Annotated in this window: 11 protein-coding genes; 5 read left to right on the top strand and 6 right to left on the bottom strand. The window is 68.9% G+C overall.

The features are described from left to right. Nucleotides 1-7: 7 nt before the first annotated feature. The 5 genes from ABD736_RS08660 to ABD736_RS08680 are packed head-to-tail and all read left to right on the top strand — an operon-like array spanning nucleotide 8 to nucleotide 10,522. On the top strand, nucleotides 8-5,350 hold the full coding sequence (locus ABD736_RS08660) for an Ig-like domain-containing protein (RefSeq protein ID WP_344791346.1): 5,343 nt from the start codon (nucleotides 8-10) through the stop codon (nucleotides 5,348-5,350). A gap of 22 nt (nucleotides 5,351-5,372) precedes the next feature. Beyond that, the gene (locus ABD736_RS08665; RefSeq protein ID WP_344791347.1) at nucleotides 5,373-6,341 is read left to right on the top strand and encodes an AAA family ATPase; all 969 of its coding nucleotides are present in this window, start codon (nucleotides 5,373-5,375) and stop codon (nucleotides 6,339-6,341) included. 1 nt (nucleotide 6,342) lies between these two features. Next, nucleotides 6,343-7,641, top strand: a complete 1,299-nt coding sequence (locus ABD736_RS08670; protein WP_344791348.1) for a DUF58 domain-containing protein — start codon at nucleotides 6,343-6,345, stop codon at nucleotides 7,639-7,641. Further along, nucleotides 7,638-9,911 carry a transglutaminase-like domain-containing protein gene (locus ABD736_RS08675; protein WP_344791349.1) on the top strand — a complete coding sequence of 758 codons (2,274 nt, stop codon included), beginning with the start codon at nucleotides 7,638-7,640 and terminating at the stop codon, nucleotides 9,909-9,911. Before ABD736_RS08670 ends, ABD736_RS08675 begins: the two co-directional genes overlap by 4 nt. A gap of 8 nt (nucleotides 9,912-9,919) precedes the next feature. Further along, nucleotides 9,920-10,522 carry an FHA domain-containing protein gene (locus tag ABD736_RS08680; protein ID WP_344791350.1) on the top strand — a complete coding sequence of 201 codons (603 nt, stop codon included), beginning with the start codon at nucleotides 9,920-9,922 and terminating at the stop codon, nucleotides 10,520-10,522. A gap of 135 nt (nucleotides 10,523-10,657) precedes the next feature. On the opposite strand, the gene ABD736_RS08685 is transcribed toward ABD736_RS08680, so the two are convergent. The 6 genes from ABD736_RS08685 to ABD736_RS08710 all read right to left on the bottom strand — a co-directional run bounded on the left by ABD736_RS08685 (nucleotide 10,658) and on the right by ABD736_RS08710 (nucleotide 14,907). Continuing rightward, nucleotides 10,658-10,954: a WXG100 family type VII secretion target gene (locus ABD736_RS08685; RefSeq protein ID WP_344791351.1), complete on the bottom strand. Its 297-nt coding sequence runs from the start codon at nucleotides 10,952-10,954 to the stop codon at nucleotides 10,658-10,660. Nucleotides 10,955-11,110: 156 nt separating this feature from the next. Then, the gene (locus tag ABD736_RS08690) at nucleotides 11,111-11,902 is read right to left on the bottom strand and encodes a hypothetical protein (protein ID WP_344791352.1); all 792 of its coding nucleotides are present in this window, start codon (nucleotides 11,900-11,902) and stop codon (nucleotides 11,111-11,113) included. Then, nucleotides 11,899-12,492 carry a hypothetical protein gene (locus ABD736_RS08695; RefSeq protein WP_344791353.1) on the bottom strand — a complete coding sequence of 198 codons (594 nt, stop codon included), beginning with the start codon at nucleotides 12,490-12,492 and terminating at the stop codon, nucleotides 11,899-11,901. The genes ABD736_RS08690 and ABD736_RS08695 overlap by 4 nt, the downstream gene beginning before the upstream one ends. Next, nucleotides 12,489-13,145 (bottom strand): hypothetical protein, encoded by a 657-nt coding sequence (locus ABD736_RS08700; RefSeq protein WP_344791354.1) that lies wholly within the window; start codon nucleotides 13,143-13,145, stop codon nucleotides 12,489-12,491. Before ABD736_RS08700 ends, ABD736_RS08695 begins: the two co-directional genes overlap by 4 nt. A 3-nt stretch (nucleotides 13,146-13,148) precedes the next feature. After that, nucleotides 13,149-14,609, bottom strand: a complete 1,461-nt coding sequence (locus ABD736_RS08705) for a hypothetical protein (RefSeq protein ID WP_344791355.1) — start codon at nucleotides 14,607-14,609, stop codon at nucleotides 13,149-13,151. A 1-nt stretch (nucleotide 14,610) separates the two neighbouring features. Continuing rightward, complete coding sequence (locus ABD736_RS08710) at nucleotides 14,611-14,907, bottom strand: hypothetical protein (protein ID WP_344791356.1); 297 nt, start codon at nucleotides 14,905-14,907, stop codon at nucleotides 14,611-14,613. Nucleotides 14,908-14,940: the final 33 nt, after the last annotated feature.

Raw genomic sequence — 14,940 nt, forward strand, 5'->3', positions numbered from 1 at the left:
GGAATCGATGAAGAGCACCCTTCTGTCGCGGCTCAAGCAGCACAAGACCGTCGCCTCGGTGGCGGCGCTTGCGCTGGTCGCCGGTGTGCCGACCGCTGTCGCGGTGCTGCACAAGGGCTTCCCCGTCAGCGACGTGAAGCTCGACGCGGCCGACGTGTGGGTGACGAACGCGAGCAAACTGCTCGGCGGGCGCCTGAATCACCAGATCGGCGAACTGGATGCCTCCGTCAACGCCACCTCAGACGACCTCGACGTCCTCCAGAACGGCGCAGCCTACTTCCTGACGGACGCCTCGAAGGGGTCCGTGCAGAAGATCGATCCCGCCTACGTGAGCCTGACCGACCAGATCACCATCCCGGACGACTCCTGGGTCGGCTACGGCGGCAACACCCTCGCGATCCTCTCGCCCAAGGGCGAGCTGTGGTCCATCGACGCCAGCAACCAGCTCGCCTTCGACCCGACCAAGACCAAACCCGCGGCGAAGCTCGGCGCCGACGCCGCCGCGGTCGTCGACGCGAAGGGCGAGGTCTTCGGCGTCTCGGCGGCGAACAACGCGCTGTACACGGTCGTCCACCCGGGCGCGACGGTTCAGAAGAGCAAGCTGCCGGTCGACGGCGACCCGCAGATCACCGCAGTCGGCACCACGCCCGTCGTACTCGACAAGGGCGGCTCCCGGCTGCGCACCCCGGACAAGACGCTGAAGCTGCCGGACCCGGGCCTTCAACTCCAGCAGGTGAGCGACTCTTCCCCCGATGTGCTGGTGGCGGCATCCGATCGCCTCTATCGCGTGCCGCTCGACGGTGGCGACGCGACGACGATGAAGGCCGGCGGCACGACGCCGGACGCGGTGTCTGCCACCGGTGTCTCCGCACCGGTGCAGCTGAAGGGGTGCGACTACGCGGCGTGGGCTGCGAGCGGCCGGTACCTCTATGCGTGCGGCACCGGGCAGCCCGTGACGCAGAACATCGGCGAGCCGGTCTCCGGCGACGACCTGCGCTTCCGGGTGAACCACGGCGTCATCGCGCTGAACAACGTCGAGAACGGCGACTCGTGGATCGTGTCGCAGCACATGAAGCTCGTGCGCAACTGGGAGATGCTCGAGCCCAGCAAGACGCAGAAGAAGCAGTCCGACAAGGGCGAGGACGAGCCGATCATGATGCCGTACTCGGCGACGGCGGCCAACCGGCAGTCCGAGCACCGGCCAGAGCCACAGGACGACCACTTCGGCGTGCGCGCCGGTCGCACCACGATCCTTCCGGTCCTCGACAACGACCAGGACATCGACGGCGACGTCCTCACCGTCGAGAACTCGGTCTCTGTGTCGCCTGCCGCCGGCAAGCTCGATGTGATCGACGGGGGCCGCGCCCTGCAGTTCACCCCGGCGCCCGGGTCCTCGGGCGCCTCGTTCCGCTACTCCGTCACCGATGGGCGCCCCGGCGGTGAGGCGGCCGCGAACGTGCAGGTCGCCGTACACGCGCCGGCCGTGAACGACGCGCCGAAGTCCAACCGCACGAGCTCGGTCGACGTCGAGGTCGGGCAGTCGGCCAGCTACAACGTCCTGCAGGACTGGATCGACCCCGACGGCGACAGCATCTTCCTCGAGAACGCGGCCGCCACCAGCCAAGACAGTGTGTCGTTCACTCCCGACGGCGACATCACCTTCACCAACACCTCGAACCAGCTAGGCACGAAGACGGTGCAGTACACGGTCTCCGACGGGAAGCTGAAGGCCACGGGCACCCTCGAGGTCAACGTGAAAGAGAAGGGCTCTGTGCCGCAGGTCGCGGTGCCCGACTTCGCCCAGGCGACGCTCGGGCAGGCCCTGACCGTGAAGCCCCTGACGAATGACGAGTCGCCCTCCGGCGACACGCTGGAGCTCGAGGATGCCTCGTCACCGGACCCCTCGCTGCGGGTGCGCGTCGACCCGCAGCAGGGCACGCTCTCGGTCACCGGCACGGTGACGGGCTCGTACTACGTGACCTACAAGCTGGGCGCGGGCGCGCGGAAGGCCGTCGACGGCCTCATCCGCATCGACGTGGTCAGCCCGGCCGCCAAGTCCGCCGCACCTCTCGCGGTGAACGACATCGCCTACGTGCACCCCGGGCAGACCACGAGCGTGACGCCGCTCGACAACGACGTATCGCCCTCCGGTCGCGTCCTGGCGGTGCAGCAGGTGACCGGCGACGAGGACGCGGGGGCTCTGAACCTCCAGCTGCTCGACAACACCATCGTCAAGATCACGTCGCCCGGCGTGCTCGAGAAGCAGGTGCAGCTGCAGTACGTGGTGAGCGACGGCGTGAAGTCCGCGAAGGGCACCATCACCGTCGTTCCTGTCGCGCCCCTCGTGAACTACCAGCCGCCCGTGGCCGTCACCGACGCCGTCAACGTGCGTGCCGGCGACATCGCCACTGTCGACGTGCTCGACAACGACTACTCGCCGGACGACCAGCCGTTCGCACTCGACCCGACGCTGAAGTCGACGGCGCACGCCGGCGACGGCATCGCCTTCGTCAGCGGCTCGACCGTGCGCTACCAGGCGCCGTCGAAGGCCGGCTCGTACAGCGTCACCTACACGATCAGCGACGACAGACGGCAGACCGCCCCGGGCACCGTCGTCTTCAACGTCCTGCCGGCCGGCACCGACCAGGCCCCACAGCCGCAGACCATCACCGGCCGGGTCTTCGCCGGCAGCACCGTGCCGATCACCGTTCCGCTCAACGGCATCGATCCCGACGGCGACTCGGTGTTCTTCGACGGTGTGACCGATGACCCGAAGCAGGGCAAGGTGAGCGGCGTCAACGCGACCGGATTCGTGTACCAGGCGGCCGAGTCGGGGGCGGGCACCGACGAGTTCCACTACGAGGTGAAGGACGCCCTCGGGAAGACGGCCGTCGGACTCATCCGCATCGCGGTCATCCCACGCCCGACGACCCTGCAGTCGCCGACGGCCGTGAACGACAAGGTCGAGGTGCGACCGGGCAAGACCGGCTCTGTTCAGGTGCTCGGCAACGACTCGGATCCGAACGGCTACCCCATCACGCTGCAGAAGAAGCTCGGTCAGGTCGACCCTGAGCTCAGCGACGTCAAGACCGACGGCTCCGCAGTGCTCTTCACCGCCCCGAAGACCGAGGGCGTCTACACGCTGAGCTACACGATCACGAACGGCCACGGCGGCAAGGACAGCGCCGATGTGCAGATCACCGTCTCGAAGACCGCGAAGCCCCGCTACCCGACCGCCGCTGACCACTACATCGATGCGAAGGCGGCGCAGGGTAAGGCATCCGTCACCCTCGACGCGCTCGACGGCGCGACGAACCCGTCCGGCCCGCTCGACGATCTCACCGTGCAGACCACGGGCGCGAACGCCGGGCTCGCGAGCCCGGGCAAGGGCGGCGACGTGACGGTCAAGACGCAGGACAAGCGCACCGTGATCGCCTACCAGGTGACCGACCCTGCGACGAAGCTCACTGGCAAGGCGTTCATCATCATCCCGCCGAAGGGCGTGGGCGCGACGCCGCCGCCCAACCAGAACCGGAACGCGGCGAAGCGCAAGGTGACTGATGCTCCGCGCATCAAGCCCGGCCTCGGGGAGCAGGTCGTCGAGATGAACGGGTCGAAGACGTTCAGCTTCGGGCAGATCCTCGACGTCCCGTCCGGCCGGCCAGCCACGCTCTCGGGCGCGCCGAGTGCGGCCCACGGCTCGGTGACCGGCTCTGGCACCTCGTTCACCTTCACCGCCGCGAAGGACTACCGCGGACCTGCGACCGTCACCTTCCGCGTCGACGACGGCAAAGAGGACGGCGCGACGGCTGATCGCATCACGACGCTGACGCTCCCGATCACGGTCGGCTCGAAGGACCAGTCCGACGTGCCGCCGACCTTCACGCCGCCGAAGCTGCAGATCGAGCCGGGCGAAGACGCGAAGCAGGTCGACCTGCGAGCCGCGAGCTTCCACCCGAACCAGCAGATCCTGAACAGCCTGCAGTACGTCGACCTGCAGAGCTCGACCGTGAACGGGGTGACGGCGAAGCTCAACGGCTCGACCCTGTCGGTGCAGGCGCCCGTGACGCAGAAGCCGAACACCACGGCCGTGTTCCGCTTCACGGTCAAGTCGGCGAAGTTCTCGATTCCTGGCGAGGTCGACGTCACAGTCACCAGCTCGACGCGGCCGATCGCCCAGCAGAAGAACCCGCCGCAGACCAACGAACTGCAGCGCGGCAAGTCCATCACACTCGACGACGCCGTGGGCGACACATACTGGGTCAATCCGTTCCCCGAGACGCCGCTTTCGATCACGGATGCCACGGCCGTCAGCGCCCCGAAGGGCGTGAAGGTCACCCACACCGGCACCTCGATCACCGTCGAGGCCGACAGCGGCGCAGCGCCCGGCAACGTGAACATCACGTACCACGTCGAAGACGCCACGAAAGACCCGGCCCGCACCGCGCAGGTGATCGGCCAGTACCAGGTGACGATCCACGATGTGCCGTCGAAGCCGAGCGCGCCGCAGAACGTCAAGGCCGACGACACGCGCGCGACGATGACGATCAGCGCACCCGCAGATAACGGCAAGACGATCGACAAGTACCGCATCACCTCGAACACGGGCAAGACGTGGCAGGTCGACGACCCCGGGGCGCTGACGATCTCCGGTCTCACCAACGGCGACACCTACAAGTTCACGGTGGCGGCCCACAACGCCGACGGTTGGTCCGACGAATCCGCATGGAGCGCCTCCGTCACGCCCTACGGCACCCCGGCAGCGCCGACGAACGTCACGATCCACGGCGACAACAACCTCTATTCGCCGTCCAACATCACGATGACGTGGTCCAAGGTCACGGACACCGGTGGCGGAAGCATCCACTACGAGTACCTGTTCGACGGCGACCACACGACCACCGCGACGTCCGCATCGGGTGGGGCGCGCACGACGGACCCGCAGGGCAAGAAGGTCGCCTACTCGTTCCACGTGCGTGCGGTGAGTGACGCGACGGGCCGCGCCTCGGACTACATCATGTCCAACACGGTGTACGTCGTCCCGCCGCCGCAGTCGTTCTCGGTCGAGACCTCGGGAACGAAGCACAACATCGACGGTGACTGCCCGAACGGCGGCTGCTACTACTACAAAGTCACGTTGAAGAACTTCCCGGCCAACTCGTCCCACACGATCAACTACTTCTGCGGCGGGTCTCAACTCGGAACGCCTCTGCAGTTCACGGTCAACGGCAGCGGCAACGGCACCCAGGACACGACGAGCCTGGGCGCCTACGACAAGCACTGCGGAAAATCCAATACCTACGTGACCGTCGACGGCGACAAGAGCAACGTCGTGGACTTCAGTAAATGACCCTCGAGACAAGGACACCACCATGCCCGTAAGCCAGGAGCAGGCCGACTGGTTCGCCGACGCCGTCGCGCAGCTGATCGCCAACCTCGACCAGGCGATCCTCGGTAAGCACGACGTCATCAAGCTCGTCGTCACGAGCATGCTCACGGGCGGCCACGTGCTGCTCGAAGACGTGCCGGGCACGGGGAAGACCGTGCTCGCGAAATCCCTCGCGAACAGCATCGAGGGCACACAGTCGCGCATCCAGTTCACCCCGGACCTGCTGCCCTCCGACGTCACCGGCGTCACGATCTACGACCAGTCGAACGGCGCGTTCCAGTTCCACCCCGGCCCCGTGTTCGCCTCGGTCGTGCTCGCCGACGAGATCAACCGCGCGAGCCCGAAGACGCAGTCGGCGCTGCTCGAGGTGATGGAGGAGGGCGTCGTGACGGTCGACGGCACCCCGCACCCCGTCGGCACCCCCTTCATGGTGATCGCCACGCAGAACCCCGTCGAGCAGGCCGGCACCTACTCGCTGCCTGAGGCGCAGCTCGACCGCTTCCTCGTGAAGACGAGCCTCGGGTACCCCGACCGGCAGACGACCGTGAATCTGCTGCTCGACTCCCAGAACCGCACGCGCTCCGACGCGGTGAAGCCCATCATCCAGGCATCCGTCATCGCCTCGATGATCCAGCTCGCCGCCGAGGTGCACACCGACGCCGCGGTCATGCAGTACCTCAGCGAGATCGTCGAGCGCACCCGCACGGACTCGGACGCGGCACTCGGCGTCTCGATCCGCGGCGCGCTCGCGCTCGCCCGCGCGGCGAAGGTCTGGGCCCTCTCCGACCGCCGCAGCTACGTCACCCCTGACGACATCCAGGCGCTCGCCGTGCCGGTGCTCGCGCACCGCATCATCCTCGACCCCGAGGCCGAGTTCACCGGCGTGACCGCGGCGAACATCGTCGAGCGCGCCCTCGCGGCCGTCGCGCCGCCGACCACGAGGGTCGCCTGACGTGACGTCGACACTGGGGGAAGCAGCGAGCACGCTGGCCGGCAGCTTCACGAGCCGGCTGGCCGCGCTGTCGACGCGCTCGATGCGCTACATCGAGCCCGTCACGCGCGCGGCTGCGCCGGCGCTGCAGGCTGGCCGCGCGGCGGCGAACACGGTGCCCGTTGCGGGCCGCATCGTGATCGGTGGGGCGATCGGATGCCTGATCCTCGGTTTCCTGCTCCACTGGTCCGAACTGCTATTCATCGGAATAACGCTGACCGCGGCGCTCGCGATCGCCTCGGTGTACGCCATCGGCCGCACCACCTATGCGGTCACCGTCGAGCTCAACCCGCGCCGTGTGGTCGTCGGCGGCCGTGCGCTCGGGCGCATCGCGGTCACCAACTCGGGCACCCGACCCGTGCTGCCGAGCCGCATCGAGCTGCCGGTGGGTGCCGCCCACGCCGAGTTCCAGCTGCCGCGGCTCACGCCGGGGCAGGAGCACGAAGACCTCTTCGCGGTTCCCACGCACCGCCGCGCCCTCATCCTCGCGGGCCCGGCGACCTCGGTGCGCGGCGACCAGCTCGGTCTGCTGCGCCGTACCCAGACGTGGACCGATCGCATCGAGCTGTTCGTGCACCCGCTCACCACGCGCCTCAAGGCGTCGGCGCAGGGCCTCGTGCGCGACCTCGAGGGCCAGGCGACCAAGACCATCACCAACAGCGACCTGGCGTTCCACGCCCTGCGTCCCTACGAGCAGGGCGACTCGATGCGCAACGTACACTGGCGCACCTCGGCGCGCACGGGGCAGCTCATGGTGCGCCAGTACCAGGAGACCCGGCGCTCGCAGATGCTGCTCGTGCTCGGCGCCGACGCCGCGCACTACGCGAACGACGACGAGTTCGAGCTCGCGGTCTCGGTGCTGGCATCCGTCGGTCTGCACGTAATCGGCGAAGAGAACCAGATCGTCGCCGGGTGGGACGGCGGCGTCACGCACACCGTCTCGCCCGTCTCGCTGCTCGACGACTCCTGCCGCATCGAGCCGGTCAAGCGCGGGGCGAAGCCGCTGCGCGAGGTCGTGCGGGGGCTCGCGGCGCGGCACGCTCAGCCGAGCGTCGTGCTGCTCGTCGTCGGCTCGCAGGCGCCGGCTGCCGAACTGCGCTCGGTCGCGACGCTGTTCAACCACGACACCGTGTTCACGGCCGTGCGTGCCGATGTCGCCGGCGAGACCGTGATGCGGCGCTCGGGGCCGGTGACCGTGGCATCCGTCACCACCCTGCGTGAGCTGCCGCTCATGCTCTCGCGATTGGGGACCCGCCAGTGAGCCGCCGCCAGCTCATCGAGCTCGGCGTCGTCGCCGTGCTCGTCGCCCTCGCCGCCCTCGGATTCCAGCCGATGTACGGCGGCGCCGTGTTCGCGCTGCCCGCGTTCGGCGGCCTCGTCGTCGGCGCGGGGGCGATCACCCTCGGCCGCTGGCTGAAGCAGTCGCTCGTGACCTCGGTCGTGATCGCGATCTTCCTCTACTTCCTGCTCGGAAGCGCCCTCGCGATGCCGAGCGTCGCGACCTTCGGTGTGCTGCCGAACCTTGAGACACTCGACGGCCTCGCGCGCGGCGCCGTGTTCGGCTGGTCCGACGCCGTCACCCTCACCATCCCGCTGCAAGCACCTCCGTACATTCCCGTGCTGGCATACGTCGCAAGCTGGGCGGCAGCGGCGATCTCGGCCGCCATCGTGCTCTATTGGCCCGTGCGCGCGGGCACCGGCTCGACGTTGCGCCGAGTCATCGCGGTCATCGCGCCGCTCGCGCTGCTGATCGCGACGATCATCCTGGGGACGCACCTCACCTTCCTCGCCGGCGTGCGTGGCGTGCTGTTCACGGGCGTCGCGCTGGTCTGGGTCTGCTGGCGCTCGGCAGCGGATGCCGCGGCGAACGTCGCGGGCAGCGGCGACTCCGGCCGCCGCAAGCTCATCGGCGTTGCGACCATCGTGATCGGCGCGCTGCTCGCGGGCGGCCTCGCCGGCGCTGCACTGCAGCCGCCGGTGGCCAAGCGAGTGGTCGCGCGCGACGAGGTGGTGCCGCCGTTCGACCCGCTCGACTATCCGAGCCCGCTCGCCGCCTTCCGCAAGTACGTCAACGACGACATGAAGAAGACCCTCTTCACCGTCGACGGCATGGCGCCGGGGTCGTACGTGCGCATCGCCACGATGGACAGCTGGGACGGCGTCGTCTGGAGTGTCGCCCGCAATGCAGGCACCGCGTCGGGCTCCGGCGCCTTCCGGCTGCTCGGCCGCGATCTGCCGCAGCCGTCGCTGTTCACCCCGGGCGGCACATCGAAGGCCACCGTCACGATCAAGGACTACTCGGGCGTCTGGCTGCCCGACGCCAGCTACCCGACCGGCCTCTCGATCAGCGGGCCCGACGCGGCATCCCTGTCTCAGAATGTGCGCGTCAACAGCGAGACCGGCACCATCGCGCTGACCTCCGGCGTGAAATCCGGGCTCAGCTACACGCTCGACGTGACGTCGCTCAAGGTGCCGAACGACAAGCAGCTCGTCGCAGTGCCGGCCGCGCACATCGACTCGCCGCCCATGTCGAGCGTTCCCGATGTCGTCGCGAGCACGGCGAAGCAGTACGCCGGCGGAGCGACCACCGCGCTGCAGACCATGCAGAACCTGCAGAAGTCGCTCGTGAACCAGGGCTATCTGAGCCACGGCCGCGCGAGCGACCCTGTGCCGTCGCGCGCCGGCGAGGGCGCCGACCGCATCGACGACCTGCTCACGAAAGAGCCCATGGTCGGCGATCAGGAGCAGTACGTCACAGCGTTCGCGCTGATGGCGCACTCCCTGGGCTACCCCGTGCGCGTCGTGCTCGGCGCCAAGGTGCCGAAGAAGGCCGGCGAGGTGCCGATCACGGGCAACGACGTCACCGCATGGGACGAGGTCGCGTTCGACGGCGTCGGCTGGGTGCCGTTCTTCCCGACGCCCACCAAGACGGACGCCCCGAAGGAGCAGACCGTCAAGCCGAAGGTGATCCCGCAGCCGCAGGTGCGCCAGCCCCCGCGCGATCACCCGAAGGACGACCAGCTGCTGACCCCGGTGCAGACCAAGGATCAGGACAAGCGAAAGCACGACGAGGGATTCCAGATCCCCGCGTGGGCGTGGTTCACCGGCGGCGGGGTGCTGTTGCTGGCCGCGATCGTCTTCGTGCCGCTGCTGGTCGTGTGGGTGCTGCGGCGCAGACGGCGACGCAAGCGCGCGGCCGGCTCCGTCGACCGGCGCGCGGCCGGCGCGTGGGCCGAGTTGGCGAGCGGATTCCGCGAGCTCGGCCTCGACCGCCCGGGGCACGTCGCCACCCGCACTCAGCTCGTGTCCCATTACGAGACGGCGAGCGCGGAGTCGGGGGTCGCCGTGCAGCCCGGGGTGCTCGGCCCCATCGCGCGCCGCGTCGACCACGCGGTGTTCGCGGCGGGCCAGCTGGCCGACGACGCCGCCGACGCACTGTGGGCCGACATCGACGCCGTACTCGAGCACGCGCGCGACGGCATGACCTGGGTGCGGCGGAGGCTCTCTGACTACCGCTACAGCCGCATATAGTGGGCGGCATGTCTGGTCAGGACGGGTACATCAAGCCGCCCCCTGGGCTGCTGCCTCCCCCTAAGACGCCCGATGGGGTTCCCGAGCGCGAGCACGTGCCGGCTGTCCCGGGCGGCATGCCGCTGTTCACGCCGAACCCGAGCCATGCCACCGGCCCGACGATCCCGAGCTTCCGCCCGCCCATGCCGAAGGGGCCGGCCGCACCGCCTGCGCCGCCTGCTGCGGCGCCGGCGACCGCACCCGCCCAGGTGCAGCGCCCAGCGTCGGTCCCCGCGCCGACCTGGTCGCTCGTCCTCGCCGACGGATCGAATCTGACGCTCAGCGGTGCGACCTTCGTGGGCCGCAACCCCACCGCGACGGACGCCGCGCCCGGCGCCCAGCTGCTGCCGCTCTCCGACCCGGCGAAGTCACTGTCGAAGACCCACGCGCTGCTCGTGCCCCAGCTCGACCACCTCATGGTCACCGACCTGCACTCAACGAACGGCATCGCGGTGATCACGCCGGAGGGCGCCGTGACAGTGCTCGAGCCCGGGCGCACCTCGCCGATCGCCCCCGGCTCGCAGCTGCAGCTCGGCAGCTTTGTCGTGACGGTACGCTCGCACACGCAGTAGCCGCCGGTCGCCGCGTCACGTGCGCGGCACGTGCTCGTCATGCGCGCGGCAACAGGATGCCAATCGACAACGGCGCACAAGAAAACGGGCCCGGCGAACCGGGCCCGTTTCCTCGTGAAGCGCACGCGGTGGCGATCAGCCGCCGATGCCCTGGGCGAGCTGCTGGTCGACGTTCTGCAGCGCGTCGGCAGCCTTGGTCAGGAACTGCGACATTCCGTCGAGGCCGCTGACCGCCTGCGTGGTGCCCTTGGTGAACTGCTCGTACGAGCTGTGGAAGGCACCCGACGCGGTGTCGGTGACGAAGCCGCCGCTGACGAGGTTGTTGACGAGAGCCTGCAGCTCGTGCAGCTTCGCGGTGATGTCGTCCTTGCCGGCGGTCAGGCGCTGAGCAGCGCTCGTCATGTCGCCGTACGTGACGTTCAAGTTGGCCATGAGTTACTCCCCTTTTGTGGTTGTCGGCAAGCCCGCGCCCACCGAACCGTGTTGTTCGTTGGCGATGGCCCCCTGGCCGACCGGCTTGTTGTTGATACCAAGCTAGCCAGTAGGGCAAGCGGTGGGAACGGGGAGCACTCCCCATGCCCGAGCCGCTCACGAATACGATTCGCCCGAGCCGAGCGGTCGGCCCGCCTTCCAGTAGTTCGACGACATCCACAGCCCTGCCGCGAAGACGCCCGCGCCGACGACGAGCATGAGGCCGCTGAAGCCGAGCGCCGAGGCCACGTCGCCGGGAATGCGCGGATCGGCGAGCGCCGGGGTGACGAGGCCGAGGCCGAAGGCCGCACCGCCGACGCCGGCGACCCACAGGTCGAGGCGCCAGCGGTAGGTGATGAACCGCCACAGCGCCGCCCGGGGCGCGCCGCGCCCGATGCGATCGCCCGCGCGCCCCGTCACCTTGAGGTAATGCGCCTTCTTATAGAGAGACGCGAGCGCCGCCGCCTCGATCGCCCACCCGAACCAGCCGATGATCAGCCAGTTCCAGGCGAAGTCGAGCGCATAGCCGAACGGCGGGATCACCCGGCCGAGCAGGCTCTCGAGAGCCGGTACGAGCACGAGCACGAGGCAGACAAGCAACCCGAGAGCGGCCCAGATCGCGTGCCAGCGCAGACTGAGCGGGCGAAATCGAGAGATGACGGATGCCGTCGGCAGCGCCGTTGCGGGCGGATTTGGGTTGACCATCATCACGCCGCGACGCAGCTGCTCGCCCGGAATGAGCAGGCAGGCGGCGGCGAGCACGAGAACCAGCACCACCATGGCGTTCGGAGCGAACAGGGTCACGACGAGCGCAACCAGCGTCGCCACGACGCCCAGAACGGAGAGCACCAGGCCCCACGTGCGGCCGGCCCGTCGAGGTGCGGCCGCGGGCTGCCGCGGCCCCGTCACGGCTCCTCAGTCCATCGGATGGAATCCATGACCGCATCGAAGAACTCGGTCATCAGCCGGTCGTCCGGCGACATCGGAATCGAGACCATGAAGACGATCGGCTGGCCGCCGTCACGAGCGATCCAATACTCGAGGTCGAGGGCGGGGAACTCCTGCTCGCCGGCCTGCTCGGTCACGACGGTCGAGTACCGGCCCATCGCCCCGAGAGCGTGCTCGAAGACCTCGGCCTGGGGCAGCGCGCGCCGCAGCCGGCCGACGACGCCGTCGTCGCCCTCGGGCGCCGCGGGCGGCCACCCAGGGGCGAAGCCGATGAGAGACGCTCCGAAGGGCACACCGGGCAGCATCTCGAGTGCCATCGCGAACGCCACGGCATCCATCTTCAGCGCGCCGAGCGCCGCCTCGAGGGTGCGCTCGCGCGCGTCGCGGCGCAGGCTCGCCAGGCGGTCCGCCTTGGGCAGCTGCCGTTTCACGAGCGCAGAGACGCGGGCCCGCACCTCGTCCTCGGTGGTCATCGGGATGATCTCCCACGTGCCGGGCAGCATCACCGTGAAGCCGGCGAGGGTGCGCGGGACTGCCTGCGCGAGGCTCACGCGGGGACCCCCACGAGCTTCACCCGCAGCGTCTCGACGATCGGCTGGGTCTGCTTCCTGATGTCCTGGAACGAGGCGATGCTCTCGGCGGAGAAGAAGATCTGCACGGCCTGCGCCGCCCCGGTCGGGAAGACCGTATAGACGGCGCGCTCCTCGATTCCGGTGGTGCCGGGCTGGTCCTCATCGGGATGCGACAGCAGCTCGCGTACGCCGACGAACGGCCCGACCCCCTCGATCTCGCCACGCCACGGCTCGACCTCGAGGTAGCTGCTGCCGTTGATGATCTGGCCGCGGCTCGCCTCGGCCGCAGCGACGACCGCCTCCGGCGAGTCCTCGGAGGTGAGGTCTGACAGCGCGAAGCCCGCGACGGCGCCCGCGTAGCCGCTCTCGGGCTCGGGCACCCAGACGACCCCCGTCAGGTCGAGCACCGGCATCTCCGCGAGGTTCTGGTGCACGCGCGCGAGCTGGAACCTCAGCGCGCGGGCCGCGACGTCATCGGGCGCCGCATCAGGAAGCAGCCGTTCGACGAGGTCGCGGGCCCAGAGCTCGCCCTCGCCGTACTCGGACGGCATCGCGAACCAGTCGCGTTCGAAGCCGAAGTCGAAACTCTCGACGTCACGTCTGGTCGAGCCCATCTGCACCCCCGTGGTCACCCGCTAATGGCTGAGCGTAGCGGCTTCATAGTGCAGCTTGGCGCCGACCTTGGCGCCCGCGTGGCCCAGGTCGCTGAACGCGCCGCCCGTCGCCTGGACGGTGCTGCCGATGCCGAGAAGCTTGCCGTAGCCCTTGCCGAGCCCCGGAAGGCCGTGGCCCCACTCGTCATCGCCCTTCTCGTACTGCCGCACCACGTCGACCGTGTCCTTGCCGACCTGCAGCCCGACCACCCCGAGGGTCTGCGCGCTGAGCTTGAGTCCGACGCCGGTCGAGTTCGTGAACGCGACGCGCATCATCTTGTTGAAGTCGTCGCTCACGAGGCCCTTGGGGGTGAAGTTGTTCTTCATGCTGTCGATGAACACCTGCTTCATGGTCTTGCCGCCGAAGCTCGGGTCGAACGACTTCTTGAAGGCGTTGGCGGTCATCTGGCCGAAGCCCGGAACCGACTCGCGAGTCTTGATGAGGTACTTGATCGCGTCCTGGCGGCTGCCGAAGTTGACGGCGCCCTCCGCGTGGCGGCCGGCGATGCCCGAGATGCGGTTGACCTCGGTCGAGATGCGCTTGACGTCGGAGGTCTCACTGAGCAGCCTCTCGGTGACCTTCGCCGTCGAGGCGATCTTGACGCCCTTGGCGAGCTCGCTGATCAGCTTGCCGCCGACGAGCGTGAGCACGACGTTCGCCGAAGCGAGCAGGATGTCCCAGAAGCTGCCCCCGTTCACGATCGTCGTCACGAGGTCGATGATCGCGCCGACCGCGGCCAGCACCATGAGCACCTCGCCGAGGATCGGCACCCAGGAGAAGAAGATCGCGAGGATGCCTGCAATGTCGCAGATCTTGCGGAACACCTCGAACGCCGCCTTGAAGAAGTCCCCGAGGATGTGGCCCCAGCCGCCGGGGTCCTTGAGCCCGTGGTTCTTCGGACCGGTGACGACGGCCGTGATCTTGTCTTTGGCGGCGTTGCCCGCGTCGTTCTTCTTGCTCCACGCGGCGTGCCACGCGGCCTGCGCGACCTGCAGCGCGGCGCTGGCGTCCGACGCGGCGGTCGCCGCCTTGGTCGCCGCCGTCTGAGCGTCGTCCTTCGTGTCGTCGGTGGCGTCCTGCAGGTTCTGCTGCGCCGTCGTGGCGGCGCGGCTCGCGGCATCCGCCGCGCTCTGCTTCTGCTCGATGTCGGTGATCGCCGCAGTCGCGTCGGCCTGCGCCTCGCGCAGCAGGCCGGAGTAACCGGTGAGCGCCTGAGCGGTGTCGTTGTAGCGGTCGAAGGCTTTCGCGATGTCGTCCGAGACGTCGCCGGCCTTGCCAGAGACGGCCGAGACGGCCTTGCTCGTCATGCCGTCCATGTCGCGCACGGCGTTGAGGAAGCGGACGGAACGGTCGATCGCCGCGGCGATCTGCGCGTAGTGCGCCGCCTTCGTCTCGATCAGGTCAGGGTCGCCCGTGAGGGGCTGGTACTCCGCGTCGGCCATGTCACTTCCCCTTCGAGGACTGTTCGAGCGCCTTGGCGAGGCCCTGGTCGACCTTCGTGAAGCCGTCGGTGATCGCGGCCAGCTGGTCGTGCAGCGCCTGGACATCGGCGGCCATCTGCTTGCGCTTCTTGTTCCACTTCCCGGCGAAGTCGTGCACCTCGCCGGCGAGCCCGTCGTGCCCGGTGGCATCTGCGACGACACCGCTGAAGTCCTCAGCGTCGTTGAACTCGTTGATCACGTTCTGCAGGTCATCGCGCAGCTGTATCAGCCGCGCCACGTCGAGCTTCAGATCACTCACTGCCCACCCCTTGTCGTCGTTGTGCCGCACGCC

It is taken from the genome of Gryllotalpicola daejeonensis, from assembly GCF_039538145.1.
Classification (GTDB): domain Bacteria; phylum Actinomycetota; class Actinomycetes; order Actinomycetales; family Microbacteriaceae; genus Gryllotalpicola; species Gryllotalpicola daejeonensis.